We start from the raw sequence: 24,784 nt of genomic DNA on the forward strand, positions 1-24,784 counted from the left end.
ACCGGTCCCTGTGTATTTCACATGGGTGGGGGGCGGGCGGGGTGGCGAGGGCGGGGGTTGGGCGGGCGCGGCGGCTGCGATTAGCGTGGCTCCGTGATCAGGTGGGGAATCGGGCCGGGACGCCGGCGGGAGGACGGACCGGAACGGGGCCCGGGCGACGGCCCCCTGCCCGCGGGCCCGGACGACGCCGGGGACGCGTCCTCCCAGGGGCCGGTGGTGGTCGTCTCGGTGGTCCTGGTCCTCGTCCTGTTCGGCTTCTCCATCGAGCCCGGCAGGCTCCTGCCGGGGCCGGCCGCCGTCCTGATGCTGCTGGTCCAGCTGATCACCTGTCTGCCCTGGACGCGGCGGCTGCGCGGGGCCTGGACGCTGGCCGCCCAGATCCTGCTGGCGCCGTGGGCGGGCCTGCCCGGTTTCCTCGCCGCCTCCGTGCTCCTCGCCGTCGAACGGCCGGTCCGCTGGGCCCTGTTCACCGTCGTGGTGCTGGCCGCCGGACCGCTCGCCCCCGGCGACGGCGGCCTGTTCCCCGTGCTCAACGGCATCGGCAACGCGTTCGCCCACGGGCTCGTCATCTACGCGCTGAGCCGGCTCACGGACCTGTACGCCGAACTGCACGCCACCCGCGGGGCCCTGGCCGCCGCCCGCGTGGCCGCCGAACGGCAGCACACCGGCCGGGAACTGGAGGCCGCCCTGGGCACGGCCCTCGCCGCGGTCATCGCGCTCTCCGGCCGGGGCCGGAGCGCGGCGCGGGAGCTGGCGGCCGTGGCGCGCGAGGCGACGGAGCGCGTACGGGCCGCGCCGTCCCCGCAGTCGGCCGGCCCGGAGGAGGCGTCGCCGCGGGCCATGACGCCCCGGCTGGCGTGGCCCATCGTGATCGCCACGCACCTCGCCTACCTGGCCGTGGGCGCGGCGTTCCTCCTCGGCGAGGACATCCCGGGCCCGCGGAGCGCCCTGTACGCGGCCGCGCTCACCGCGGTCGTCGCCCTGCAGGCGTACCACTCGCTGCCCCGTCCGCTCGGGGTCCGGCCCCGGTACGCGTTCCGGACACTCGGCGGGCAGGTCGCGCTCGCCCTGGCGCTGCTGGTCGCCCCGGACGGCCCCTACCCCCAACTGGTCGCCTTCGCGGCGGCGTCCACGCTGATCGTCCTTCCGGCGCGCGCGGCCGTGCCGGCCGCGACGGCGCTCACCGCGCTGACGGCGGGGGTGCTCCTGGCGCGCGGCGACGGGCCGGGGGCGCACGGGACGGCGCTGCTCGTCCTGGACATCGTGGTCATCGCCCTGGTCTTCTACGGCCTGGCCCTGCTCACCGGTCTGGTGCACCAGGTGCGGGAGGCCCGTGAGGCGCTGGCGTCGCTGGCCGTGGCGCGGGAGCGGCGGCGCATCGCCCGGGACGTCCACGACCTGCTCGGCTACGGCCTCTCCGCGATCGCCCTGAAGGGAGAACTGGCCGCCCGCGACCCGGACGACCGGCGCGCCGAGGGCCACCTGGCCGACGCGGCGGGTCTGGCGGGCCGGGCCCTGGCCGACCTGCGGGCGATCCCGGGGGAATCGGCGGAGCTCGCCCTCGACACGGAACTGGCCTCCGCCCGGGAGGTCCTGGCCGCGGCGGGCGTCACGGTGCGGGTGAGCGGAACCGCGGGCACCCTCGACGCGGCGGCGGAGACGCTCTTCGCCACGGTGCTGCGCGAGGCCCTGACGAACGTGCTGCGGCACGGATCCGGAGCCGGCCCCTGCACGATCGAGTTCGGCCCCGGCTCGCTGCGCGTCACCAACCGGGCCGACCGTCCGGCGGCGCCTCCCACCCCGCGGGGCACGGCCCCGGGTGGCAACGGCATCAGGAACCTGCGCGACCGGGCGGCCCTCCACGGCGCTCACCTCCGGGCCGGCCCGGACCCCGACGGCCGCGGCTACACCCTGGCGCTGCTCCTGCACCCCGCGCCGGCCGCCACGGCGGCCCCCTGACGTGACGTCAGGCGAGCCAGCCCTGCTCCCGCGCGATCCGCACCGCGTCCAGCCGGTTGCGGGCGTCCAGCTTGGTGACGGCCGCGCCGAGGTAGTTCCGTACCGTGCCCTGCGACAGGTGCAGCTCACGGGCGATCCCGGCGAGTTCACCGCCGTCGGCGGCCAGCCGCAGCACGTCCGTCTCCCGCGCGGTCAGCGGACTCTCCTTGGCCATGAGCGCCGTGGCCGCAAGCTCCGGGTCGACGACCCGCTCCCCCGCGGCCACCCGCCGTACCGCGTCGGCCAGTCGGTCCGGCGGCGCGTCCTTCAGCATGAAGCCGCTCACCTGCGCCGCGAGCGCCGACCGCAGCACCTCGGGCCGCCCCAGGGCGGTGAGGACCAGGATCCGGCACTCCGGCAGCACGGCCCGCAGCTCGCGGGCGGCGGTGAGCCCGTCCGCCCCGGGCATCTCGACGTCGAGCACGGCGACCGTCGGCCGGTGCGCGACGGCGGCGGGAACGACCTCGTCCCCCCGGGCCACCTCGGCCACGACCTCCATGTCCGGTTCCAGACCCAGCAGGGCGACCAGCGCCCCGCGGATCAGATGCATGTCCTCGGCCAACAGAATCCGGATCATGGCCCTCCCCCGCCTCCGCGATCATAGGCGAAGCCCCGGCGCGCCCGGCGGCCCGAAGGGCGCCGGCAGGTTCCGGAAAACCATCGAGGGGCCGTCTCAGATCTCTCTGAAACGGCCCCTCGATCGACGACTCTTTCGAGTCGGGACGACAGGATTTGAACCTGCGACCCCTTGACCCCCAGTCAAGTGCGCTACCAAGCTGCGCCACGTCCCGGTGCTCGTCGGCGGCGGGGATTCCCGCGTCGGCGTGCAGGAGAACATTACCTCACTCCGTGGGGGGCGATCACCCACCGGTGGTCGGGGCGGAGAATGGCGGCATGAGCGGTGGAGCCAGGCGGGCGGGTCACGGCAGGGACCGGGACGTGGAGGGGCGGGCGCGGAACGCGCGGCCCCGGGACGGGCTCGGGCGGCCGTTGCCGTACGGGGCCGAGGGCGTGGCGCGGCAGCCCGAGGGGGTGGTGCGCGGGCCCGCGGAGACCGTGCGGGAGGCGCAGCGGCTGCTGGACGCGGGGATGCCGTTCCACGCGCACGAGGTCTTCGAGGACGCGTGGAAGTCGGGGCCCGAGGGCGAGCGGGAGCTGTGGCAGGGGCTGGCGCAGCTGGCCGTGGGGCTGACGCACTCCGCCCGGGGGAACGCGACGGGCGGGGCGCGGCTGCTGCGGCGCGGGGCCGGGCGGGTCGCCGCGTACGCGGACGGGGGCGGGGAGACGTACGGCCTGGACGTCGCCGGCCTCGTGGCCTGGGCCGGCGAGCTGGCCGGGCGGGTGGAGCGGCGGGCCGGCGGCGGGGCGGGCCGTGACGCCGCCCCTCCGGACGCCGCCACCGAGGCACCTCGGCTGACCGGCCCCTGAGCGGGCGGCGCGGGGCGGAGCGGGCGGTGCGGTGCGGGCGGATCTCCGGCACACCACCCTCGACGCCCCCTACCCCGTCAGCTCCTCCTTCAGGACCGTCGTGTGGCTGGTCTCCGGGTGCTTGGTGGCGGTGAGGAGGGTGATCGTCCGGGTCTCGGCGAGGGTGCGGAGGCGGGCCAGGGACGTGGCGGCCCCGGGGGCGGCCAGTTCGGCCTCGTAGCGGCGGCGGAACTCGTCGTAGTCGCCGTCGGGGCCGTGGTACCAGCGGCGGAGTTCCGTGGAGGGGGTGAGGGCCTTGGGCCATTCGTCGATGTGGGCGTCGGCCTTGGCGAGGCCGCGCGGCCAGAGGCGGTCGACGAGGACCCTGATCCCGTCGTCGGGGGACGGGGCGTCGTAGACGCGGCGGACGCGGACGTCGGGGGTGCTGGCGGGCATGGTTCCAGGGTGCGCGACCCCGGCGTCCGTCACCCGTCGACGCGCAGGACGGGCAGCAGGACGGCGTCGACGAACGCGCGGGCGGCGGAGGCGTCGGGGAAGCGGTCCTCCAGGAGCCGTTCGATGCGGAGCAGGCCCATGAAGCTGGGGGCGACGAAGGCGATGGCCGGGTTGTCGGCGGCGACCTCGCCGCGCTCGACGGCGCGCTGGACGACGGCGTCGATGGCGGCGACCTCGGGGGCGATGACCGTGTCGCGCAGGGCGCTGCGCAGGTCGGGGTGGTGGAGGTACGCCTGGGCGACGGCCTCCATGAGCTCCGTGTCGCGCTCGTGGCGGGCGGAGGCGATGCGGGCGGCCTCGTGGAGGTCGCCGGCGAGGCTGCCGGTGTCGAGGCCGGTGAAGATCGCGCAGCGGCGGGAGGCGAGGGCCGCGGTGACGAGCTGCGGCTTGGTGCCCCACTGCCGGTAGAGGGTGGCCTTGCCGCACTTGGTGCGGGCGGCGACGCCCTCCATGGTCACCGCGTCGTAGCCGCCTTCGCGCAGGAGGCAGAGCACGGCCTCGTACAGCTCCGCCTCGCGCTCCGGCGTGATCTTGCTGCGGCGGGCGGCGGCGGTGGCGGCCTGCGTGGACATCGGTCCCTCCCGGAAACCTCCGGGGCTCTGCGCCGGGGCGAGAGCACCCTTCTCTCTGCACATACGAGAGTAGGGGGTGCACAATCGAGACGCAAACGTATCGAGACGCTTGCGTCTCGATGAAATCGGATCTAGAGTTCCTCCGTTTGTTGGGGATGTTGCAGATTTGACCGATTGACGGATGGGAAGTGCCGCGCCATGGCTACCCGGATACGCGGGATACGCGGGCTCCGTCCCGCCTCCCGGGCGGAGGGCGGGCGGCCGCCGCTCCTGCGCGAGCTGCTGCTCGTCACCGGGCTCTTCCTCGTCTACAAGTTCGGCCGGCTCCTCGCGAACGGCCACGAGACCCGCGCCTTCCACAACGCCGACCGCGTGTGGGACGCCGAACGGGCCCTCCACCTCCCCGGCGAGGGCGCGATCCAGCAGCTCCTGCTGCACGGCGAGCCGCTGATCCGGGTCGCGAACACCTACTACGCGGCCGTGCACTTCCCGGCCACGATCGCCTTCCTCGCCTGGCTGTACTGGCGCCGCCCCGCGCACTACCTGTGGTCGCGGCGCGTCCTGGCACTGGTCACCGGCGCCGCCCTGGCGCTGCACATCCTGGTGCCGCTCGCCCCGCCGCGGATGCTCGCCGCCGCCGGCCTCGTCGACACCGCGCGGGTCTACGGCCCGTCCGTGTACGGGGCCACCCCCGAGGCGGACTCGATGGCGAACCAGTTCGCCGCCATGCCGTCGCTGCACTTCGGCTGGGCGCTGATGGTCGCGATCGGCCTGATCGCGGCGACCCGCTCGCCGCTGCGCCGGTGGTGGCTGCTGCACCCGGTGCTGACGCTCCTGGTCATCGTCGGCACGGCCAACCACTACTGGCTGGACGCGCTCGCCGCGACCGTGCTGCTGGGCCTCGCGCTGCTGGTCGTACCGGCGCCCGCGCGCCCGTCGGCGCCGCCCGAGCCGCCGGCCGTCCCGCGCGCGCGGTCCGCCGCCGGGGCCGTACCGGCCGGGGTGCTGCGATGAGCACCGCCGCCGGCACCGTGCTCGCGGTGCTCCTCTCCCTCGTCTCCGCCGCCGGGTACGCGCTCGCCGCCGTCGCCCAGGCCCGGCTCGCCGCCGCCCCCTCCACCCCGTCGGGGCGCGGGGCGCTGCGGGCGCTGCTCGCGCGCGGGCAGTGGTGGTGGGCCGTCGGCCTCAACGCCGCCGGCGCCCTCGCCCACGTGGCCGCGCTCCACTACGGCCCGCTGACGCTGGTGCAGCCGCTCGGCGCGCTGACCCTCGTGGCGGCGCTGCCGCTCGGCGCGTACACCGCCCGGCGGCGGGTGACCCGCACGGAGTGGCGGGGCGCGCTGTGGACCCTGGCCGGGCTGGTCGGGCTGGTCGCCGTCACCGGGCCGGCCGCGCCCGGAGAGTCCCTCAGCCTGCGCGAGTCCCTGGTGGTCGCGGCGGCGACGGCGCTGCTGATCGCGGCGCTCGCCGGCGGCCTGCCCGGTGCCGGGCGGCGGGCCGCGCGCGGGGAGGGCGGCGTGCGGGCCCACGGCTTGGGGCACGCCACGGCCTCCGGGATCGCGTCCGGCGTCGCCTCGGCACTCACCCAGACCCTCACCGCCGCACTGGCGCTGAGCCTTCCCGGCGGCCGGCCGGCGTGGTGGCAGACCGCGCTGCTCGCGCTGCTGATCTCGGCCTTCGCGGTCGGGGGCCTGTTCCTGTCGCAGACCGCCTACCGGGGCGGGCTCGCCGCGCCGCTCGCCGTGGTGAACCTGTCGAACCCGGCCGCGGCCGCCGTCATCGGCGTCGCCCTGCTCGGCGAGACGTTCCGCGCGGGCGCCTGGGGCTGGCTGATCGCGGGCGGCGCGGCCCTGGTCGCGGCCCGGGGCGTCGTCCTCCTCACCACGGGAGGCCCGGCGGCCCCGGAGCCGGCCGTACCGGAATGCGCGGGCGCGGCCGAGCCCGTGCGCGTGCCCGCGCCGTCCGCCCCGGCGGAGCCCGCCGACGAGCCGGCGGTCGCGAGCCTGGCGGAGGCGCTGGGCGGGGCGCTCGTCCCCGTACCGGAGGCGGAGCCCGCGCGCTGAACCAGGGAGGACCTCCCCCTTTACGTCATCTTGACGACAACCGGAATCCGGCTCTATCGTCATGCTGACGACAAGGGGGTTCTCTCATGGCCGACATCACCCGCCGGGCCGGCTGGCGCCATCTCCGCTCCGCGCCCACCGCCCACATCCGCCACCAGCGGCGCGGCCGGCTCGCCCACGACGGCGCCGGGCTCAGCTTCTGGTTCCGGCCGCTCAGCGCCGCGCTGTCGGAGGTGCCGGTGGACGACCGGGAGCTCGCGATGGCCTTCCACGCGCGCACCGCGGACTTCCAGGACGTGAGCGTGCAGTCCACCGTCACCTACCGGATCGGGGACCCCGCGACCGCCGCCGCCCGCCTCGACTTCTCCATCGACCCCGACACCGGCGTCTGGCGCGGGACCCCGCTGGAGCAGATCGCGACCCTGCTGACCGAGACGGCACAGCAGCACGCGCTCGACGTGCTCGCCCGGACCTCGCTCGCGCAGGCGCTGATGGACGGCGTGGCGGCGGTCCGGGAGCGGATCACGGACGGGCTCGCCGCCGAACCGCGGCTGCCGGCGACCGGCATCGAGGTGGTCGCCGTCCGCGTCGTCGCGATCCGCCCCGAGCCCGAGGTCGAGCGCGCGCTGCGCACCCCCGCCCGGGAGCAGATCCAGCAGGAGGCCGACCGGGCCACGTACGAGCGGCGCGCGGTCGCCGTCGAACGCGAGCGGACCATCGCCGAGAACGAGCTGGCCAGCAAGATCGAGCTGGCCCGGCAGGAGGAGCGGCTCGTCGAGCAGCGCGGCACCAACGCCCGGCGCGAGGCGGAGGAGTCCGCCGCCGCCGACGCGGTGCGGGCGGAGGCCGAGGCCGTGCGGAAGGTACGGCTGGCACGGGCCGAGGCGGAGGCAGCCCGCGAGGTCGGCGAGGCCAGGGCCGCCGCCCAGACCGCCTGGCTCCAGGCGCACGCCGCCGCCGAACCGGCCGTCCTGCACGCCCTGGCGCTCACCCGGGCCGCCGAGCAGCTGCCCCGCATCGAGCACCTCACCCTCTCCCCCGACGTCCTCACCGGCCTCCTCGCCAAGCTGGGCGGCGGCAACGGCGGGGCGGGCGCGTGAGCCTCGCGCCGCGGGCGGTCCTCGTGCACCGCAGGACGGAGTACGAGGAGCTGCTCGCCCGGCACGGGACGCACGGGCAGGCCGCGTTCTTCCTGGCGGCGCGCGGCCGCTCGGCCGACGAGGTCCGGGACCGGCACGAGCGCGCCCGGCGGGCGCTCGCGGACGTCGCCGGCGCCGTGCCGCTGACCTGGCGGCAGACCCGGGTGGAACGCGCCGATCTGGACCGTTTCCTCTTCGGCCCCGAGGACGTGGTCGTGGTCGTCGGCCAGGACGGGCTGGTCGCCAACACCGCCAAGTACCTCGCCGGACAGCCCGTCGTCGGCATCGACGCCGACCCCGGACGCAACCCGGGCGTACTCGTGCGGCACCGGCCCGCGGACGCCCGCCGGCTGCTGCCGTACGCGACGGCGCCGGGCGTGACGGCCGACGAACTCACCATGGTCGCGGCGGCCACGGACGACGGCCAGCGGCTGCTCGCGCTCAACGAGATCTACGTGGGGCCGCCCGGCCACCAGACCGCCCGCTACACCCTCGGCACGGACGGCGCCGGGGGCGCGGGCGCCGCGGAGCCCGAACCCCAGGCGTCCTCGGGGGTCCTCGCGGGCACCGGCACCGGGGCCACCGGCTGGCTCCGCTCGCTCTGGCAGCAGCGCTCCAGCGCGCTCGCCCTGCCCGCGCCGACGGAGCCACGCCTCGCCTGGTTCGTCCGCGAGGCGTGGCCGTCGCCGACGACCGGCACGCGCCGCGTCGAGGGCGTCCTCGGCCCCGCGCAGGGCCTCCGCCTCACCGTCGAGTCCGACCGCCTGGTCGCCTTCGGCGACGGCGTCGAGTCCGACACCCTCGACCTGACCTGGGGCCAGACCGTCCGCCTCACCGTCGCCGACACCCGCCTCCGGCTGGTGGGCTGAGCCGGCCCGCGCCCGGGTCCGACGCGGCCGGAATCGATCGGCGGGGCCAGGGCGGGGGCCCAGGAGGCGCTACGGTGGGGCGCTTTGACCGATTTGGTGTGCGGTGACAGGCATGTCGTACGACCTGCCGGAGGACCGGGTCCGGCTCCCGCGGGGCGCGGCCTCCGCCCGCCCGCGCTCCGCCCCTCCCCCGCTCCCTCCGGCACTCGAAGGAACGCCCGTGACCACCTCCTCCCCCGGTCCGCTCGTCGTCGCCCCCGCCACCCGCGCCGAGTGGGAGCTCGTCCGGGCCTGGTGCGCCGAGGAGGGCTGGAACCCCGGACGGGCGGACGCCGGCGCCTTCTTCGCACAGGATCCGGACGGCTTCTTCCTGGGGCGGATCGGCGGCGAGCCGGTCTCCGCCGTCTCCGTGGTGACCTACGGGGACGCCTACGCCTTCCTCGGCTTCTACCTCGTCCGGCCCGAACTGCGCGGGCGGGGACTCGGGCTGGCCACCTGGCGGACCGGGCTCGCCCACGCGGGCGGCCGGACGGTGGGGCTCGACGGGGTGCCGGCCCAGCAGGACAACTACCGGCGCTCCGGGTTCGCCCCGGCCTACCGGACCGCCCGCTATGTCGGGGAAGTGCCGTCTCCCGAGCGTCCGGTGACCGGGATCGTTCCGGCCGGAAGCGTCGATCCGGGACAACTCGCCGCGTACGACTCCGCCTGTCACCACGCCGAGCGGCCCCGCTTCCTGTCCTCCTGGCTGACGACCCCGGGGCACCGCGCCCTGGCCCGGGTCGTCGACGGCCGCGTGACCGGCTACGGCGTCGTCCGGCCCTCGCAGGACGAGGCGCGCGTGGGCCCGCTGTTCGCGGACGGGCCGGCGGACGCGGCGGCGCTGCTCGACGCGCTGGCGGAGGCGGCCCGGGGTTTCGGCGCGCGGTCGATCGCCGTCGACATGCCGGAGACGAACCCCGCGGCGGCCCGCCTCGCGGAGGAGCGCGGGCTCACGCCGACCTTCGAGACGGCCCGCATGTACACCGGACCGGTACGACCGGTCGCGACGGAACGCGTCTTCGGCATCACCACCCTCGAACTCGGCTGAGGGCGCCGTCGGCATCACGCCCCCGACTCGACCGGGCAGGTCCCCGGCATCACACCCCCGACTCGACCGGGCAGGTCCCCGGCATCACACCCCCCGACTCGGCCGGCAGGCCCCCGGGATCACGCCTCTCGAACTCCGCCGGGCGAGCCTCGGCGTCACGCCCCCCGAACTCGGCCGGGCACGTCCTCGGCATCACGGCGAGCGTGCCCGCGGCGAGCACGCCCCGAACTCGGCCCGGCGCGGGCCGCTTCCGGCCGCTTCGCGCCTCCGCGCGACCCCACGGGCCCGTGCGCACTCCTCCGCGCCGGGCCATTTCGCGCCACCCCCGCACCCGCCCCGCTCCTCCCCTCGCCCTCCCCCCTCGCGCCCTTCCCGCCAGCTCACAGGCCCTCGCCTCCCGCCCCCGCGTCCCCCCGCCGGCCGCCCCCGCCGGTCCCCGCGGGGGGACCCCCTCCCCACCCCTGAGGGGTGACAAGGGTTTTCCCCGTATCGCGTTCACCTCCCCGTTCCCTACTGTCCTCCGCACCGGCGGATAACATCCCCCGCAGCGCACCTGACAGGTGCATGCGGGGAGATCACCGCTGGTGACGGCCTTGACCCGGGCCGTCGGCGCCGGTGGCGGCGCACGGGCCCCCCAGCCCAGGGACCTCGGACGCGACCCCACTTCGCCCCGCGACTCCCGCGCCGCCGCCACTGCTCCGCACCTACGTCGTACTTGAAAGGGCCAACCACTTTGAACGGTTCCAGGCGGAGAGTCATATCCGTGGTCGCCACCGCCGCGATCATCGGTGCCGCTGCCACCACCACCGGGGCGTTCGCCGCCGCCCCGGCCGCTCCCACTCCGAAGCCGGCCCCGGCTTCGCAGGCGATGCGGGCGCTGCCCAGCGCCCCGGTCGAGAAGGTCATCGTCACCTACAAGAGCCAGGCCGCCGAGGCCGGTTCCAACGCGGCGGCGAAGACCGACACCGCCGAGAAGGCCGCCAAGACGGGCGAGCAGCTCGCCTTCGAGCGCCGCCTCTCCGGCGGCGGCGCCCTGGTCGACCTGGGCGACTCGGCCACGCCGCAGGACGTGACCGAGGTCATGGCCGCCTTCCGTGCCGACCCGTCCGTCGCCACGGTCGAGCCGGACATCCGCGCCTACGCCATGGCCGCCGCGCCGAACGACACCGACTACGCCAAGCAGTGGGACCTCTTCGAGGCCACCGGCGGCATGAACGTGCCCGCGGCCTGGGACAAGACCACCGGTTCGGGCGTCACCGTCGCCGTCATCGACACCGGCTACGCCGCCCACACCGACCTCGCGGCCAACACGGTCGCCGGGTACGACTTCATCTCCACCTCCTCCGACGCCCGCGACGGCAACGGCCGTGACGCGGACGCCAAGGACGAGGGCGACTGGAACGCCACCGACGGCGAGTGCGGCACCGGCTCCAAGGCGTCGAACTCCTCCTGGCACGGCACGCACGTGGCCGGCACCATCGGCGCCGTCACGAACAACACCAAGGGCATCGCGGGCATCGCCTACGGCTCGAAGGTCCAGCACGTCCGGGTCCTGGGCAAGTGCGGCGGTTCGTCCTCCGACATCGCCGACGCCATCACCTGGGCCTCCGGCGGCACCGTGTCGGGCATCCCGGCCAACGCCACCCCCGCCAAGGTCATCAACCTGAGCCTCGGCGGCGCCAGCTCCACCTGCCCGAGCGTCTACCAGACCGCGATCAACGGCGCCGTCTCGCGCGGCACCACCGTCGTCGTCGCCGCGGGCAACAGCAACGCCAACACCTCCGGCTTCACGCCCGCGAACTGCTCGAACGTCATCACCGTGGCGTCGACCAGCCGCGAGGGCAACCGGTCGTACTACTCCAACTACGGCACCCTGGTGGACGTGTCCGCCCCGGGCGGCGAGACCCGCCGCGCCACCGACACGCCCGGCACCGTCACCACCCCCGAGAACGGCATCTACTCCACGCTGAACTCGGGCACGACGACCCAGTCGGCCGAGAACTACAAGCCCTACCAGGGCACCTCCATGGCCGCGCCGCACATCGCGGGCCTCGCCGCCCTCCTGAAGTCGGCCAAGAGCACCCTCACCCCGGCCGAGATCGAGACGGCGATCAAGGGCAACGCCCGCCCGCTCCCCGGCACCTGCTCCGGCGGCTGCGGCACCGGCATCGCCGACGCGGCCAAGACCGTGGACGCGGTCACCGGAACCACCCAGCCGGGCACCGTCTTCACCAACGCCAACAACGTGACGATCGCCGACAACACCACCGTGTCGTCCTCGATCGCCGTCACCGGCCGCACCGGCAACGCCCCCGCCGCCCTCAAGGTCGGCGTGGACATCAAGCACACCTGGCGCGGGGACCTGGTCATCGACCTCGTCGCCCCCGACGGCACGGTGCGCAACCTGAAGGCGTCCTCCTCCTCGGACAGCGCCGACAACGTCCTCGCGACGTACACGGTCGACGCCTCCAGCGAGGTCGCCAACGGCACCTGGAAGCTCCAGGTCCGCGATGTGGCCACGGGTGACACCGGCTACATCGACTCCTGGAGCCTCACCTTCTGAGTCACCGCTCCACTCACGTAACACCACCCCCCACACCAGCATCACCGCTGGTCAGCGACGCCCTCGTGGTCTACACCACGAGGGCGTCGCCGAGTTCCGGGAGAGATCTTGCACGGTGCCGGCTGTCCGTATGTCGGACAAGGCCCCTGGACGGGGCCCCTGGGCTCCGTATCCTCTGCGCAGGGCTCATGGGCGGGGCCCACGGGCGGAGGTGACGACCAGGTGACGACGGTTCCTCACGGCCCCCTGCCCGCACGCACCCCCGGCAGCGCCGGACCGCCCGCGCCGGTGGGCCGCGAGGAACTGCTCGCCCGCCTCGAAACCGTCCTGCACGCCCGCGGCCGCGCCCTGCTCACCGGACCCGCCGGCGTCGGCAAGACCGAGGTCGCGCTGGCCGCCGCCGCCCGGGCCGAGGCCCGCGGCGAGACGGTGCTGTGGCTCGCCGCCCTCCCCGCCGACCGCGCGATCCCCGGCGCCGCCGCGGCCGCGCTCGTCGCCTCCGTGGCGGCGACCGTCGCCCCGCCCGGCCCGCGCGGCGAACCGGGCACCGCGGGGGCGGGAGAGGACGCCCCGGCCGGACCCGACGGCGCTCTCGGCCCCGGCATCCCGGGCACCCTGCCCGCCGGGGTCTTCACCTCCGGCGTCTTCGACGACCTGCCCGGGCCGCAGCGCACCGCCGTCGCCATGCTCTGCCGCGAGGCGCCCATCCAGCAGGGCGGCTGGGACCCGATCGCCCTGCGCCTGGGCATCGCCCGCATCCTGCGCGCGCTGACCTCGCGGGGCCCGGTGCTGCTCGTCGTCGACGGCGCCGAGTTCCTCGACCCCGACAGCACGGACCTGCTCCGCTTCGCCCTCCACCTCGCCCCGCCGTCCTTGCGCGTCATCGCGGTCGAGACCCCGGAACCGTACGGCGACACCCACCGCGCCCACGGGACGGAGCCCGGCACCCCCGGACGGCCGCACGCCGGGCACTCCGCGCACCTGTGGGTGCCGTCCGAGGCCGATCTGCTGCTCGTCCCCCCGCTCCACGCCGACGAGATCGCCGAGCTGCTCATCCACCACCGGCTCCCGTCCCGGATGGCCGGCCGCATCCACCGCGCCAGCGGCGGCAATCCGCGGCTCGCGCTCGCCGTCGGCCGCTCCCTCGCCGACGCCCGCACCCCCGTGCACCACGCCGAGGCGCTGACGCTCTCCGGCCGCGCCCGGGACCTCGCCCGCCAGCTCCTGGGCGCCGCTCCCCCGCCGGTCCGGGCCACCCTGCTGCTCGCGGCGCTCGCGCTGCGCCCCTCGGCGACGCTGGTGCGGCGGGCGGGCCGGCCCGAGGCGGAGGCGGAGCTCGCGGCGGCCGAACGGGCCGGCCTGGTCTCGCTCGCCGAGGACGGCTCGCTGGTCTTCACCGCCGGGCTGCTGCCGTCCACGCTGGTGCACGACGCCTGCTGGGCGGAGCGCAGCGCGGGCCACGCGGCGCTCGCGGAGGTCGTGGACGATCCGGTGGAGTCGGTACGGCACCGGGCGCTGGCCACCGACCGGCCGGACGAGGAGCTGGCCGCCGAGGTGGCGGCCGCCGCGGAGGCCGCGCGGCGGCGCGGGAACACCGCGCTCGCCGCCGAACTGGCCATGCTGGCGGCCGAGTCGACGCCCGGACGGGACGGTGCCCGGCGGATCGCCCGGCTCGTGGACGCGGCCGAGGAGGCGGCCCGGGCCGCCCGCGCCGACCTGGCGATGCGGGCCACCACCGACCTGCTCGCCCGGGACGCGTCCCCCACCGACCGGGTGCGGGCCCGCCTCGCGGTCCTGGACACCGCCGGCCAGGGCCTGACCGACCTGGACGACATGTACGTGCACGCCATGGAGGACTCGGAGGGGGCGACCGCGCTGCGGGCCGCGGTGCAGCTCCGGCTGGCGGTCAAGTACGTGCTCGCGGACGGCGATCCGGAACGGTCCCGGACGGCGGCGATGGAGTCCGCCGCGCTGGCCGCCTCGGTCGGCGACCCGCGCACGGCCGCGCAGGCGCTCACCGTGCAGGCGCGGATGGAGCGGGCGCTGGGCTCCCCGGACGCCGAACCGGTCCTGGCGCGGGCCCGCGACCTCGAACTCGCGGAGCGGCCGCTCGGCATCCGCAACGCCGCCCAGATCCTGACGATCCGCCATGCCCTGTTCGACGACCGGCTGACGGACGCGCGGGACGAGCTGAACGCGCTGCTGCCGCTGGTGCAGCGGCGCGGCTCCGTCGAGGACGCCATCGAACTGTTCCGCACGCTCGCGGAGATCGAGTCGCGGATCGGCGCGTGTCCGGCGGCGCTGGCGCACGCCGGACAGTCGCTGGCGCTCACCCTGGAGGCCGGCCTCTCGCCCGGCCCCGCCTGGTACGCGCTGGCGCTCGCCGAGACCGCGGGCGGAAGCCTGGGCCGGGCGGCGAGCTACGCGCGGCGGAGCGTGCAGGCGTCGGAGGAGGAGGGCGACCGGGTCTTCCTCTCGCGCAGCCGGTACGCGCTCGGCCGCGTCCAGCTGGTCAACGGCGACGTGGCGGCGGCCCTGGAGACGCTGCGCCGGGTGCAGGCCGACGAGCGGGCGCAGTCGACGGTGGACCCGTCGATGCTGCGCTGGCACGAGGAGCTGGCGGAGGCGCTGCTCGCGCACGACGCCGTCGACGACGCGCTGGCGCTGCTCGCGGAGGTGCGGCCGGTGGCCGAACGGCTGGGGCGCACCACGGTGTTGCTGGGCTGCGACCGGGCGCAGGCGCTGTGCCTGGCGGCGGAGGGGCGGACGGACGAGGCGGCCGAGCTGCTGACCCGGACGGCCGGCCGGTTCGCCGAGGCGGGGCTGCCGCTGGAGCAGGGGCGGGCGCTGATGGCGCTGGCCCGGGTGGAGCGGAAGCGGCGGCGGCGGTCGGCGGCGCAGTCGGCACTGCACGGGGCGGCCACGGTCTTCGAGCGGGCGGGTGCGGTGCCGTGGCTGGCCCTGGCCACGGAGGCCCCGGCAGGTGAGCTGCCCGGGGCGGCGCCGGGCGGTGACGAGGCGCCGACGGCGCTGGCGTCGCTGACGGAGGCGGAGCTGCGGCTGGCGCGTCTGGTGGGGCAGGGCGCCTCGAACCAGGAGGCGGCGGCGAAGCTGTTCCTCAGCGTGAAGACGGTGGAGGCGCGGCTGACCCGCATCTACCAGAAGCTGGACGTCCGTTCCCGCGCCCAGCTGGCGACGGCGCTCCGCCCCTGAGGGCGGAGCGCGCGCCGCGCGTCAGACCTCGCGGACGGTGACGTACGCGCCCCGCTCGGCGGAGGCGCCGTCGCCGGCCGGGGTCCACTCGGCGGTGACGCCGCCGAGGACGCCGGTGTCGTCCTGGCCCTCGGCCGGGGCCGGGCGCAGGACCCGGTGGAAGCGGAGGGCGAGGGGCGCGCCGGCGCCAGGCACCCGGAGGCGGACGTCGGTGCCGTCGGTGCCGTCGGCGGCCTCCAGCACCTCGGCGTCGCCGGCGGAGACGCGGGCGGCGTCGAGGGAGGCGGCGACGGTCGGGTCGACGGCGTCGCTGACGGACTGCTGCTGGGGCACGGCCCGGCCGGCGAGGAGCGCGTACAACTGGGCGACGAGGACCGGGTCGTGGGCGCCGTCGTAGATCCAGCGGGTGCCGAGCACCCCGTGCTCGGAGGTGCCGATGAGGGCGTCCTCGGCACCGTCGAGGGGCTTGCCCCGGTACGTCATCGGCACGAGGTACACGGCCGCGTCAGCGGCCTCGCCGTCGACGACGGCCATGAACTCGATGCCCACCTCGCCCGCGGGGTCGTCGAGCCGGAACCCGCCGGACTTCACCGGCCGCGGCGCCTCCGGCCCGGCGGTGTACCAGGCGCGGGTGGGAAGCCAGTCGGCGATGAGCTCCAGCTTGGTCGGCTGCATCGTGGTGCGGTGGATGACGGCCATGGGCGGTTCGTTTCCTCTCCTCGGGACCGGAGCCGCCAACGTAACAGAGCAACTCCCGCGGCACGTGGGCCCGTCCGGACGGCGCCCCCCGGCCGCGACCTCGTGCGGAGGCCCCGGGGACGAGGGTTCCGCGACCGGCCGGTGCGGACGCCCGGGGCCGTGGTCAGCCGGCGAGGACGGCCGGCGTGGGGCCGTCGGGGCGGACGGTGAGGCCGTAGGCGGTCCTGCCGGGGACGGAGCGGAAGCGGGGGGCGGGGCCGGGCAGCAGGTGTTCGAGGAGGGTGGTGGACTCCCGGAGGGCGAACTGGAGGCCCAGGCAGGCGCGGGGGCCGATGCCGAAGGGGAGATGGGCGCCGGGGTGGGCCGGGCGGCGGCCGGGGGCGGTGAAGCGGGTGGGGTCGAAAGTCTCGGGGTCCGGCCAGAGCCCGGGGTCGCGGTGGACGAGGTAGGGGGAGACGAGCAGATCGGTGCCGGCGGGCAGGGCGTGGCCCGCGAGGGTGTCGGCCTCGGCGGCGTGACGGGGCAGGATCCAGGCCGACGGGTAGAGGCGCAGCGTCTCGTGGACGAGGGCCTGGACGGCCTGCTGCCGCTCGGGCGAGCCGTCGGGTCCGGCGGCGAGGGCCCGCGCGCGGGCCTCGGGGTGCCGGTCGAGGAGCAGGTGGAGCCAGGTCAGGGTGGTGGCCGTGGTCTCGTGCCCGGCCATGAGGAGGGTGACGAGTTCGTCGCGGATCAGCCGGTCGGTGTATTCGGGGCGGGTCCCGGACGCCTCCACGAGGACGTGGAGGAGGCCGGGGCCGTCGGGTCCCGCGCCGCCGTCCCGGGCGGCGCGGACGGCCCGTTCGGCGACGGCGTCGATGCGGGCGATGTCGGCGGCGACGGCCGCCTGGGCGGCGATCCGGTCGGCGGGCAGACTGGGCAGGGCGGCCACCACCCCGGCGACGGCGCCGAGTTCGCGCTCGGTCGCGGGGTCGAGCGGGTGTCCGGTCAGGGCGCGCCAGATGGTGTCGAGGGCGAAGCGGCGCATCTCCTCGCCGACGTCGAAGACCTCCCCGGTGCGGGCGTACGTCTCCCAGCGGCCGGCGGTCACCCGGGCGGCGGCGGTGATCCGCTCCTCGTAGCGGCGCATGCCCCGGCCGGTGAACTGGGACTGGAGCAGACGGCGCTGGCGCTGCCAGGCGTCTCCGGTGGCGGAAAGGACGCCGTCGCCGACGAGGACGCGGGCGCGGTGGGAGCGCTTGACGTACCGGTCGGGGTGGTGGGCGAGGACGTGCCGGACGGCGTCGGGGTCGGTGACGAGGACGGTGGGCGGGGCCCCGGGGTCGGGGCGGAAGGCGCCGATGCCGCCGAGCCGTTCCCGTACGAGGGCGAGCAGGTCGACCAGTTCGCCGCTCCGGGCGTGCCAGTCGGCGACGAGCGCGGGGTCGAGTTCGGGGACCGGACGGCCCGCCGGTCCGGGGGTCTCGCGGGCGCCGCGGGGTGCGGGGATGGCCACGGCGGGGCTCCTGTTCGGCGTCCGCACGCCCTCGCGTGCGGGTGGCGCGGTCACCCCGCACTGTAGGGGCGCGGGACGGCCGGAGGACAGCGCGGCTCCGGCCGCACCGCCCCCCGGGTGGCCTGAAGTGCGCTTTGTTCGGGGCGCGTTCGGTTCGGGGGGCGTTCACGCGGGGGCGCGGGCGGCACGGGATCCGCCGCGTCCGTTGACGTGCCCGCAACAGTAAGGAAGGTTTACTGACAACAATCGCCGACCGACCCGCCGCCGTCCGGCAGGAGGAGACCACCACCATGCGCAGAGCGATTCCGGCCGCGGCCGCGACCGCCGTCGCCGTCCTGATCGCCGCGGGGCTCCTGACCCCGCCGGCCGAGGCCGCCGCCCCCGCCCTCACCGCCTCGGTCACCCGGGCCAGTGAGTGGAGCACCGGGTACGGCGCCGACGTGACCGTGACCAACGGCGGGGACGCCCCGGCGACCGGGTGGACGGTGGAGTTCGACCTGCCGGAGGGCACGGCCGTCACCAGCCACTGGTCGGCGACGAAGACCCAGAGCGGCCGGCACTACACCTTCACCGACGTCTCGTGGAACGGCCCGGTCGCGCCGGGCGCGTCCCAGGGGTTCGGCTTCAACGCGAGCGGGCTCGGCCTCCCGCTCAACTGCACGGTCAACGGCGCCCCCTGCCAGGGCGGCACCCCGACACCCACCCCCACCCCGACCCCCACTCCCACACCGACGCCGACTCCCACTCCCACTCCCACTCCCACTCCCACTCCCACGACCGTCCCGCCCGCCGGCCCCGTCGTCGACGTCGCCACGGCCGCGGAGCTGCGCGCCGCGCTGGCCTCGGCGGCGCCCGGTCAGACGATCCGGATGGCCCCCGGCGAGTACCGGGGCTCCTTCGTCGCGCAGCGGCCCGGCGCCGCGGACCGGCCGATCACCCTGACCGGTCCGCGGACCGCGGTGCTCGTCAACGACGGGCCGTCCGGCAGCGGGCCCTCCTGCCCCGTCCCCACCGCCGGCTGGGACTCCGGCTACGGCCTGTGGCTGTACCGGGCCCCGCACTGGAACCTGGAGGGCTTCACCGTCCGGGACTCCAAGAAGGGTGTGGTCGTCGACGCCTCCCCGCACGTGACGGCGGCCGGGCTGCACGTGCACCGCGTCGAGGAGGAGGGCGTGCACTTCCGCCGCTCCTCGGCGGACGGCGTGCTCCGTGACTCGACGGTCGAGCAGACGGGCCTGACGCAGCCGGGGTACGGCGAGGGCGTGTACATCGGGTCGGCCGGCTCGAACTGGGGCTGCCACGGCAACGAGGGCGGCGCCGACCGCTCCGACCGGGTGCGGGTCGAGAACAACCGGATCGGCCCGGACGTCGCCGCGGAGGCGATCGACGTCAAGGAGGGCACCTTCGGCGGCGTCATCCGCGGCAACACCTTCGACGGACGCGGGCTCAGCGGCCAGAACTCGGCGGACTCCTGGATCGACGTGAAGGGCGTCGACTACCTCATCGAGGGCAACACCGGCACCTTCACGACGCCGGGCACCTTCGCCAACGGGTACGAGACGCACAACCCGGCCACCACCCCGGCCTTCCCGAACGGCTGCGGCAACGTGTGGCGCGGCAACTCCTCCGACCTGGGGGGCGTCGGCGCGTACGCGATCCGGGTCACGTCGACGTCGAAGTGCCCGGGCCGGCTGAACGTGGTGCACGCCTCCAACACGGTCCGCGGCGCCACCGCGGGCCTCACCAACATCGCGGTCACTCCGTGAGGTCCGCGTCCCCGTAGGGCTCGAACCAGTGGCGGTCGAAGTGGCGGGCCGTGGAGTACGGGTGGTGCGGGTCGGTCAGGACGCGGTGGAGGAACTCGGTGAGGGTGACGTCGAACCGCTGCCACGAGGCGAAGTCGTCCTCGGTCGCCAGGATCGGCCAGCGGTCGGGGTCGTTCCCCTCGGTGAGCCAGTAGAACGTGTCCGCCTGCTCGGTGTCGCCCCACTGGAGGAGCCCACCGGGCGCCGGGTACACCTCGTACGGCTGCCACAGCTCACCCCGGGCCCCCGCCCACTCGCCCAGCCAGTGCGCGTGCCTGACGAGGTCCGAGCCGCGCGGCCCGGCGCCGGGGACGTACAGCCGGAGGTGGTCGTCGAAGGCGCCCTCCCCGAAGACCTCCGCGAGCTGCCGGTAGTCGACGGGGAGGGACGTGCCGAGCCGGGCCTCGACGTCCGCCCAGTCGACCGCGTGGCGGGGCGCGGCCAGGTCCCACCCGGTGGTGGCGACGATCCCGCCCAGCCAGGTGGACCCCTCGGGGACCTCGCCCGCCGGTCCGCGGCCCTCCGCGACCAGGAGCACGGGCCGGGTGCCCGCGCCGCCGCGGACGGCGCCGAGGCCGATCCACCGCCCGCCGTCCGACCAGCCCCGCATCCCGACGAGCCGGTCCCCGAAGGGGGCGAGCAGCGGCAGTCCGGTCCGGTCGGTGGCGGTCGGGTCGGCGTGCCCGTCGGCAGCGAGGTTCCGCGCCCGGCCGTACGCCTCGACGAGGTCCCGCCGGAGCAGGTCGAGAGCGGCCTCGCCGGGCGGCGGAGCCAGGCAGACGTGCCCGTCGGGGTGGCCGGGCTCCTCGCAGCGGAGATCGCTTGTGCCCTCCCAGGCCAAGCGGCGCAGGAGGGTGAGGAGTTCGGCGTGCTCGTCGGATCGTTCCATGCCGACATGGAACCAGACGCCGCCGACATCGGCTCCGGCGAGCTCCTCTCCCCGGCGTCGTACCGGGCACTGCTGGACCCGGGGACGGTCTGCCTCGCCCAGACCGAGCGGACCCACTACGGCCTCGGCGTGCTCGTCCTCGGCGACTGGATCTCCCAGCACCCGCTGCACTTCGGCTACTCGGCCTCGCAGGCGTACCTGCCCTCCGAGCCGCTGGCCATCGCCGTCTCGACCACCCAGGGTCCCGGCGCGTCCGCCGGCCACACCGCCCACGTGATCGCCCAGCGCGTCGCCGCCGCGCTGGCGCCCGGCCATCCCATCCCCGACTTCGGCTGACCCGCCGGCCGCGCGCGGCGGCGTCCATCGGGGCGCGGACGTGCGTCACGTCGCCCTGACGCGCCGGGGACAGGGGAGCCCGACCATGGCGGGAAACTCTGAATGATGGTTCACTTCTTCCATGGCCTACCGCAAGACCCCCGCCGAGCTCCGCCGGCTCGAAGAGGCCCGGGAGCACCTGGTCGCCTGCGCCACCTCCGTCGTCGCCGAGGTGGGCTGGTCCCAGGCGTCCGTGACCGCGGTCGCCGACGCCGCCGGGATCGCGGCCGGCTCCGTCTACCAGCACTTCCCGTCCAAGGCGGCGCTCGCCGTGGAGGTCTTCCGGCGTGCCGCCGGCCGCGAGGTGGAGGTCCTCGGCGAGGTCCTGGCCGCCCCCGGCGACCCCGTCGAGCGGATCGGCCGGGGCATCCAGGTCTTCGCCCGCCGGGCCCTGGAGAACCGCGGGCTCGCCTACGCCCTCCTCGCCGCCCCGGCCGAACCCGCCGTCGGCGCCGAACGGCTCGACTTCCGGCGCCGCTACCGCGCGCTCTTCGCCGCGGTGATCCGCGAGGGCATCGCCGACGGGGTGCTGCCCGAGCAGAACGGCGAGATCACCGCCGCCGCGCTCACCGGCGCGGTCGGCGAGGTCCTGGTCGACCCGCTCGGCACCCCCGGCCCGACCACGACCGAGACCCTGCTCGCCGACCTCACCGCCATGGCCCTGCGCTGCGCGGGCGCACCGGCCTCCTAGGCCCTGTCCCGGCCGACACCGCCCCGTACCGACCCGCCTTCCGGAGGAGCAACCACCGTGACCACGACCACCGGCTCCGACGCCACCGGCTCCGACACCGCCGGCGCCACCGACGCCGCGCCCCGGAGCCGCCCCACGGCCGCGACCCACACCGTCACCAACCAGCCCCCGCCGCTGACCGGCCACGACGCCGCCGCCGACCCGGTGCTGCTCGAAGGCGTCGCGCGCGAGGGCGCCGGGTGGCACCTGGAGGACCTGCACCGCTTCGGCCGGATCGTCGGCGGCGAGGAGGCCCAGCACTGGGCCGACCAGGCCAACCGCCACGAGCCCGAACTCCGCACCCACGACCGGTACGGCAACCGCGTCGACGAGGTCGAGTTCCACCCCGCCTACCACCGGCTGATGGACCTCTCGGTGAGCGAGGGCATCGCCGGCGCCGCCTGGGCCGACGAACGCCCGGGCGCCCACGTGGCGCGCGCCGGAAGCTTCATGCTCGCCACCATGCTGGAGGCGGGCCACCTCTGCCCGGTCTCGATGACGTACGCGGTCGTCCCGGCGCTGCGCCACTCCCCCGACCTCGCCAAGACGTACGTGCCGCTGCTGACCAGCCGGTCGTACGACCCCGGGCTGCGCGCCCCGGCGGGCAAGCGCGGACTGCTCGCCGGGATGGGCATGACCGAGAAGCAGGGCGGCAGCGACGTGCGCGCCAACACCACCACCGCCACCGAACACGCCGACGGGACCTGGCGGTTGCGCGGTCACAAGTGGTTCACCAGCGCGCCGATGAACGACGTCTTCCTCGTCCTCGCGCAGGCGCCCGGCGGCCTCTCCTGCTTCCTCGTCCCGCGCGTCCTGCCCGACGGCGCCCGCAACACCTTCCGGATCCAGCGGCTCAAGGACAAGCTGGGCAACCGCTCCAACGCCTCCAGCGAGCCCGAGTTCGACGACACCGTGGCCTGGCTGGTCGGCACCGAGGGCAAGGGCGTGCGGACCATCATCGACATGGTCACGATGACCCGCCTGGACTGCGTGCTCGGCTCCGCCGCCGGCATCCGCGGCGCGCTCGCCCAGGCCGCCCACCACGCCCGCCACCGTTCGGTCTTCGGCGCCACCCTCGTCGACCAGCCGCTGATGCGGAACGTCCTCGCCGACCTCGCGCTGGAGTCGGAGGCCGCCACCACCCTCGGCCTGCGGCTGGCCGGCGCCGCCGACCGCGCCCGGCTCGGCGACGAGGGCGAGCGCGCCTTCCTGCGGCTGGCCACGGCCGTCGGCAAGTACTGGGTGTGCAAGCGGCAGCCCGCCGCGGTCGCCGAGGCCCTGGAATGCCTGGGCGGCAACGGCTACGACGAGGCGTCGGGCATGCCCCGCATGTACCGCGAGGCCCCGCTCAACAGCATCTGGGAGGGCTCCGGCAACGTCAGCGCCCTGGACCTGCTGCGCGCCCTGGCCCGCGAGCCGGAGGCCCTGGAGGCGTTCCGAGCGGAGATCGGCGCGGCGGCCGGCGCCGACCGGCGGCTCGACGCGGCCTGGACCGCGCTCCAGGGCGAGCTGCGGCTCACCGAGGACGCGCCGCTGCGCGCCCGCCGGGTCGCCGAGCGGGCCGCGCTGGTGCTCCAGGGCTCGCTCCTGGTCCGGCACGCCCCGGCGGCGGTCGCCGACGCCTTCTGCGCGTCCCGGCTCTCCGGCGACCAGGGCCTCGCCTTCGGCACCCTCCCCCCGGCGACGGACTTCACGGGTCTGCTGGAGCGTCTCCCGGTCTGACGGACCCCGTTCCGGCGGCTCACGGCCCGGCTGCCCATGGGCTCCCGGCCCGGCGGGCCGAGGCGAGGCCGGGCCCGCCGCTCTCCGTCACCCCCGCCGCGAAGAACGTCGCGGCGGGGGTGAATCCTTTTCGCGTCCCGCCGTCTCCTATCCCCGTACCGGCCGCACGGGCCGGTCCCGGAAGGAGACATCATGCTGATCACCGCCCTCGTCGCCGTCGGAGTCGTGCTCGTCGGAGCGTGCGGCTGGCATCTGCTGCGGCGGTACCGGAGCCGGGCCTGATCCGGTCCCCGCCGGAGCCCGCGGAGCACCACGAGGAAGAGCACATGAACCGACCCTTCTCCTGGCCCGACGAGCGGCTGGTCAAGGCGGCGCAGGACGGCGACGTCGCCTCGCTGACCACCGTCGTCCTGGAATCCCAGCCGCACGTGCGGAAGTTCGCCCTGTCGCTGTGCGCCTCCCCGCAGGACGCTGAGGACGCGGCCCAGGAGGCGCTGATCATCCTGTACCGGAAGATCGGCACCCTCCGGGCGACGGGGGCGCTCGCCTCGTGGATGTTCCGCATCGTGCGCAACGAATGCCTCCGGCAGGTCCGGCAGCTCGTCCGGCGGGGCGAGGAGCCGGAGGGCGGACCGGAGGCGGCGGAACCCTCCGCCGAGGAGGCCGTGCTGCACCGCCTGGAGGCCCGGCGGATCGCCGCCGCCGTCGGCGCGCTCCCCCGCGACCAGCGCCAGGTCCTGATCATGCGGGACGTCCAGGGCCTGCCCGGCAGGACCGTCGCCCACGCGCTCGGCCTGAGCAACGCGGCGATGAAGTCCCGCCTGCACCGGGCGCGAGCCGCCCTGCGCCTCGCCCTGGCGGCACCCGAGCCGGCGCCGCTCGCCCCGCCCGGGCCGGCGTCACCCGCCCCGTCCGATCCCGCGCCCGATCGTCGTCCCGACGAAGGAGACCCGCGACCGTGAACACCCCACCCACCGCCGGCACCACGAAAGCCACCGCCGCCGACGCCACCGCGGTGGACACTGATGCCCCGCACGCCGAAGCCGTGACGACCGGCGCCCCGCACGCCGGAGCCGTGCAGACCGACGCCCCGCATGCCGGAGCCGTGGGCATCACGCCCGCCCCCGTCACCGTGAAGCCCACCCCCGTGCCGTCCCTCACCGCGCGGCCCATCACCCTCAAGCCCGTCCGCGCCCCCGGCCCCGACTACGCCAGCACGTCCGTCCCGCGCCACCTGGCGCGCGGCGCCGTCGGCTTCGGGCTGATCGCCGGCTCCATCGCCCTGATCCCGGTGGCAGGGCCGGTCACCCTCCTCGCGGCCCCGCTCGCCCTCATCGCCTTCCGCGGCTGCCCCACCTGCTGGGCGGTCGGCCTGGCGCAGACGATCTCCCGCGGCCGGCTGGAGCGCCAGTGCGCCGACGGCGTCTGCACCCTCACCAAGGCGCATCCCCACCCGGCCCGCACACCCCGGGCGTAGCGCGCCCGGAAATTCCGCCGGTCCGCGACGGCGGACTGTTACGCTGGCAGGGACCTTGAACCTTTGACGAGGAGCGGCAGACATGGCGGGTGACGACGACATCTCCGGGTGAGATCCGGAGTTGACGGCCACCGGACGCGCCGAGGAGCGCGACGCCGGAGTGGCCCG

At 76.1% G+C, this 24,784-nt stretch carries 21 protein-coding genes and 1 tRNA gene; 15 read left to right on the forward strand and 7 right to left on the reverse strand.

Features of this window, described 5'->3' with window-relative positions; genetic code table 11:
- Positions 1 to 93: 93 nt before the first annotated feature.
- Positions 94 to 1,959, forward strand: coding sequence for a sensor histidine kinase (locus ACFVU3_RS05785; protein ID WP_390063987.1), 1,866 nt, complete (start codon positions 94 to 96; stop codon positions 1,957 to 1,959).
- A 7-nt stretch (positions 1,960 to 1,966) separates the two neighbouring features.
- Here the strand turns inward: ACFVU3_RS05785 and ACFVU3_RS05790 are convergent, their stop codons facing one another.
- Both ACFVU3_RS05790 and ACFVU3_RS05795 read right to left on the reverse strand, forming a co-directional pair.
- Entirely contained in the window at positions 1,967 to 2,575 is a 609-nt protein-coding gene (locus ACFVU3_RS05790) for a DNA-binding response regulator (protein ID WP_390063989.1), read from the reverse strand.
- A gap of 140 nt (positions 2,576 to 2,715) precedes the next feature.
- Positions 2,716 to 2,789, reverse strand: a tRNA-Pro gene (locus ACFVU3_RS05795).
- 103 nt (positions 2,790 to 2,892) lie between these two features.
- Here ACFVU3_RS05795 and ACFVU3_RS05800 point away from each other — a divergent pair.
- Positions 2,893 to 3,426, forward strand: a complete 534-nt coding sequence (locus ACFVU3_RS05800) for a DUF309 domain-containing protein (protein WP_390063990.1) — start codon at positions 2,893 to 2,895, stop codon at positions 3,424 to 3,426.
- A 69-nt stretch (positions 3,427 to 3,495) separates the two neighbouring features.
- On the opposite strand, the gene ACFVU3_RS05805 is transcribed toward ACFVU3_RS05800, so the two are convergent.
- Positions 3,496 to 3,861, reverse strand: a complete 366-nt coding sequence (locus ACFVU3_RS05805; protein ID WP_390063992.1) for a DUF488 domain-containing protein — start codon at positions 3,859 to 3,861, stop codon at positions 3,496 to 3,498.
- A 29-nt stretch (positions 3,862 to 3,890) separates the two neighbouring features.
- Positions 3,891 to 4,493, reverse strand: a complete 603-nt coding sequence (locus tag ACFVU3_RS05810) for a TetR/AcrR family transcriptional regulator (RefSeq protein ID WP_390063994.1) — start codon at positions 4,491 to 4,493, stop codon at positions 3,891 to 3,893.
- Between the two features lie 198 nt (positions 4,494 to 4,691).
- Here ACFVU3_RS05810 and ACFVU3_RS05815 point away from each other — a divergent pair, with 198 nt between their 5' ends.
- The 7 genes from ACFVU3_RS05815 (at position 4,692) to ACFVU3_RS05845 (ending at position 15,427) form a co-directional block, all read left to right on the forward strand.
- Positions 4,692 to 5,507: a phosphatase PAP2 family protein gene (locus ACFVU3_RS05815; protein WP_390063996.1), complete on the forward strand. Its 816-nt coding sequence runs from the start codon at positions 4,692 to 4,694 to the stop codon at positions 5,505 to 5,507.
- Positions 5,504 to 6,556: a DMT family transporter gene (locus tag ACFVU3_RS05820; protein WP_390063997.1), complete on the forward strand. Its 1,053-nt coding sequence runs from the start codon at positions 5,504 to 5,506 to the stop codon at positions 6,554 to 6,556. The genes ACFVU3_RS05815 and ACFVU3_RS05820 overlap by 4 nt, the downstream gene beginning before the upstream one ends.
- 86 nt (positions 6,557 to 6,642) lie before the next feature.
- Complete coding sequence (locus ACFVU3_RS05825) at positions 6,643 to 7,656, forward strand: SPFH domain-containing protein (protein WP_390063999.1); 1,014 nt, start codon at positions 6,643 to 6,645, stop codon at positions 7,654 to 7,656.
- Positions 7,653 to 8,564, forward strand: coding sequence for a hypothetical protein (locus ACFVU3_RS05830; protein ID WP_390064000.1), 912 nt, complete (start codon positions 7,653 to 7,655; stop codon positions 8,562 to 8,564). Before ACFVU3_RS05825 ends, ACFVU3_RS05830 begins: the two co-directional genes overlap by 4 nt.
- Positions 8,565 to 8,784: 220 nt before the next feature.
- Complete coding sequence (locus ACFVU3_RS05835; RefSeq protein WP_390064001.1) at positions 8,785 to 9,651, forward strand: GNAT family N-acetyltransferase; 867 nt, start codon at positions 8,785 to 8,787, stop codon at positions 9,649 to 9,651.
- A gap of 868 nt (positions 9,652 to 10,519) precedes the next feature.
- Entirely contained in the window at positions 10,520 to 12,214 is a 1,695-nt protein-coding gene (locus tag ACFVU3_RS05840) for a S8 family serine peptidase (RefSeq protein ID WP_390064306.1), read from the forward strand.
- A 222-nt stretch (positions 12,215 to 12,436) separates the two neighbouring features.
- Complete coding sequence (locus ACFVU3_RS05845) at positions 12,437 to 15,427, forward strand: AAA family ATPase (RefSeq protein ID WP_390064003.1); 2,991 nt, start codon at positions 12,437 to 12,439, stop codon at positions 15,425 to 15,427.
- Between the two features lie 21 nt (positions 15,428 to 15,448).
- Here the strand turns inward: ACFVU3_RS05845 and ACFVU3_RS05850 are convergent, their stop codons facing one another.
- Complete coding sequence (locus ACFVU3_RS05850) at positions 15,449 to 16,126, reverse strand: 1,4-alpha-glucan branching protein (RefSeq protein WP_390064005.1); 678 nt, start codon at positions 16,124 to 16,126, stop codon at positions 15,449 to 15,451.
- A gap of 163 nt (positions 16,127 to 16,289) precedes the next feature.
- Entirely contained in the window at positions 16,290 to 17,618 is a 1,329-nt protein-coding gene (locus ACFVU3_RS05855) for a cytochrome P450 (protein WP_390064006.1), read from the reverse strand.
- A 290-nt stretch (positions 17,619 to 17,908) separates the two neighbouring features.
- On the opposite strand from ACFVU3_RS05855, the gene ACFVU3_RS05860 reads away from it, so the two are divergent.
- Positions 17,909 to 19,384: a cellulose binding domain-containing protein gene (locus ACFVU3_RS05860; RefSeq protein WP_390064008.1), complete on the forward strand. Its 1,476-nt coding sequence runs from the start codon at positions 17,909 to 17,911 to the stop codon at positions 19,382 to 19,384.
- On the opposite strand, the gene ACFVU3_RS05865 is transcribed toward ACFVU3_RS05860, so the two are convergent.
- Entirely contained in the window at positions 19,374 to 20,312 is a 939-nt protein-coding gene (locus ACFVU3_RS05865) for an SMI1/KNR4 family protein (RefSeq protein ID WP_390064009.1), read from the reverse strand. The two genes, ACFVU3_RS05860 and ACFVU3_RS05865, sit on opposite strands and share 11 nt — an antisense overlap.
- Before the next feature lie 6 nt (positions 20,313 to 20,318).
- On the opposite strand from ACFVU3_RS05865, the gene ACFVU3_RS05870 reads away from it, so the two are divergent.
- The 5 genes from ACFVU3_RS05870 to ACFVU3_RS05890 all read left to right on the forward strand — a co-directional run bounded on the left by ACFVU3_RS05870 (position 20,319) and on the right by ACFVU3_RS05890 (position 24,616).
- Positions 20,319 to 20,648, forward strand: coding sequence for a hypothetical protein (locus ACFVU3_RS05870; RefSeq protein WP_390064011.1), 330 nt, complete (start codon positions 20,319 to 20,321; stop codon positions 20,646 to 20,648).
- A gap of 121 nt (positions 20,649 to 20,769) precedes the next feature.
- On the forward strand, positions 20,770 to 21,378 hold the full coding sequence (locus ACFVU3_RS05875; RefSeq protein ID WP_390064013.1) for a TetR/AcrR family transcriptional regulator: 609 nt from the start codon (positions 20,770 to 20,772) through the stop codon (positions 21,376 to 21,378).
- Between the two features lie 57 nt (positions 21,379 to 21,435).
- Positions 21,436 to 23,139, forward strand: a complete 1,704-nt coding sequence (locus tag ACFVU3_RS05880; RefSeq protein WP_390064014.1) for an isovaleryl-CoA dehydrogenase — start codon at positions 21,436 to 21,438, stop codon at positions 23,137 to 23,139.
- Positions 23,140 to 23,465: 326 nt separating this feature from the next.
- On the forward strand, positions 23,466 to 24,101 hold the full coding sequence (locus ACFVU3_RS05885) for an RNA polymerase sigma factor (RefSeq protein ID WP_390064016.1): 636 nt from the start codon (positions 23,466 to 23,468) through the stop codon (positions 24,099 to 24,101).
- Positions 24,102 to 24,286: 185 nt separating this feature from the next.
- Positions 24,287 to 24,616 carry a hypothetical protein gene (locus tag ACFVU3_RS05890; RefSeq protein ID WP_390064308.1) on the forward strand — a complete coding sequence of 110 codons (330 nt, stop codon included), beginning with the start codon at positions 24,287 to 24,289 and terminating at the stop codon, positions 24,614 to 24,616.
- Positions 24,617 to 24,784 lie beyond the last annotated feature (168 nt).

Source organism: Streptomyces sp. NPDC058052 (genome assembly GCF_042885515.1).
Taxonomy (GTDB): Bacteria; Actinomycetota; Actinomycetes; order Streptomycetales; family Streptomycetaceae; genus Streptomyces.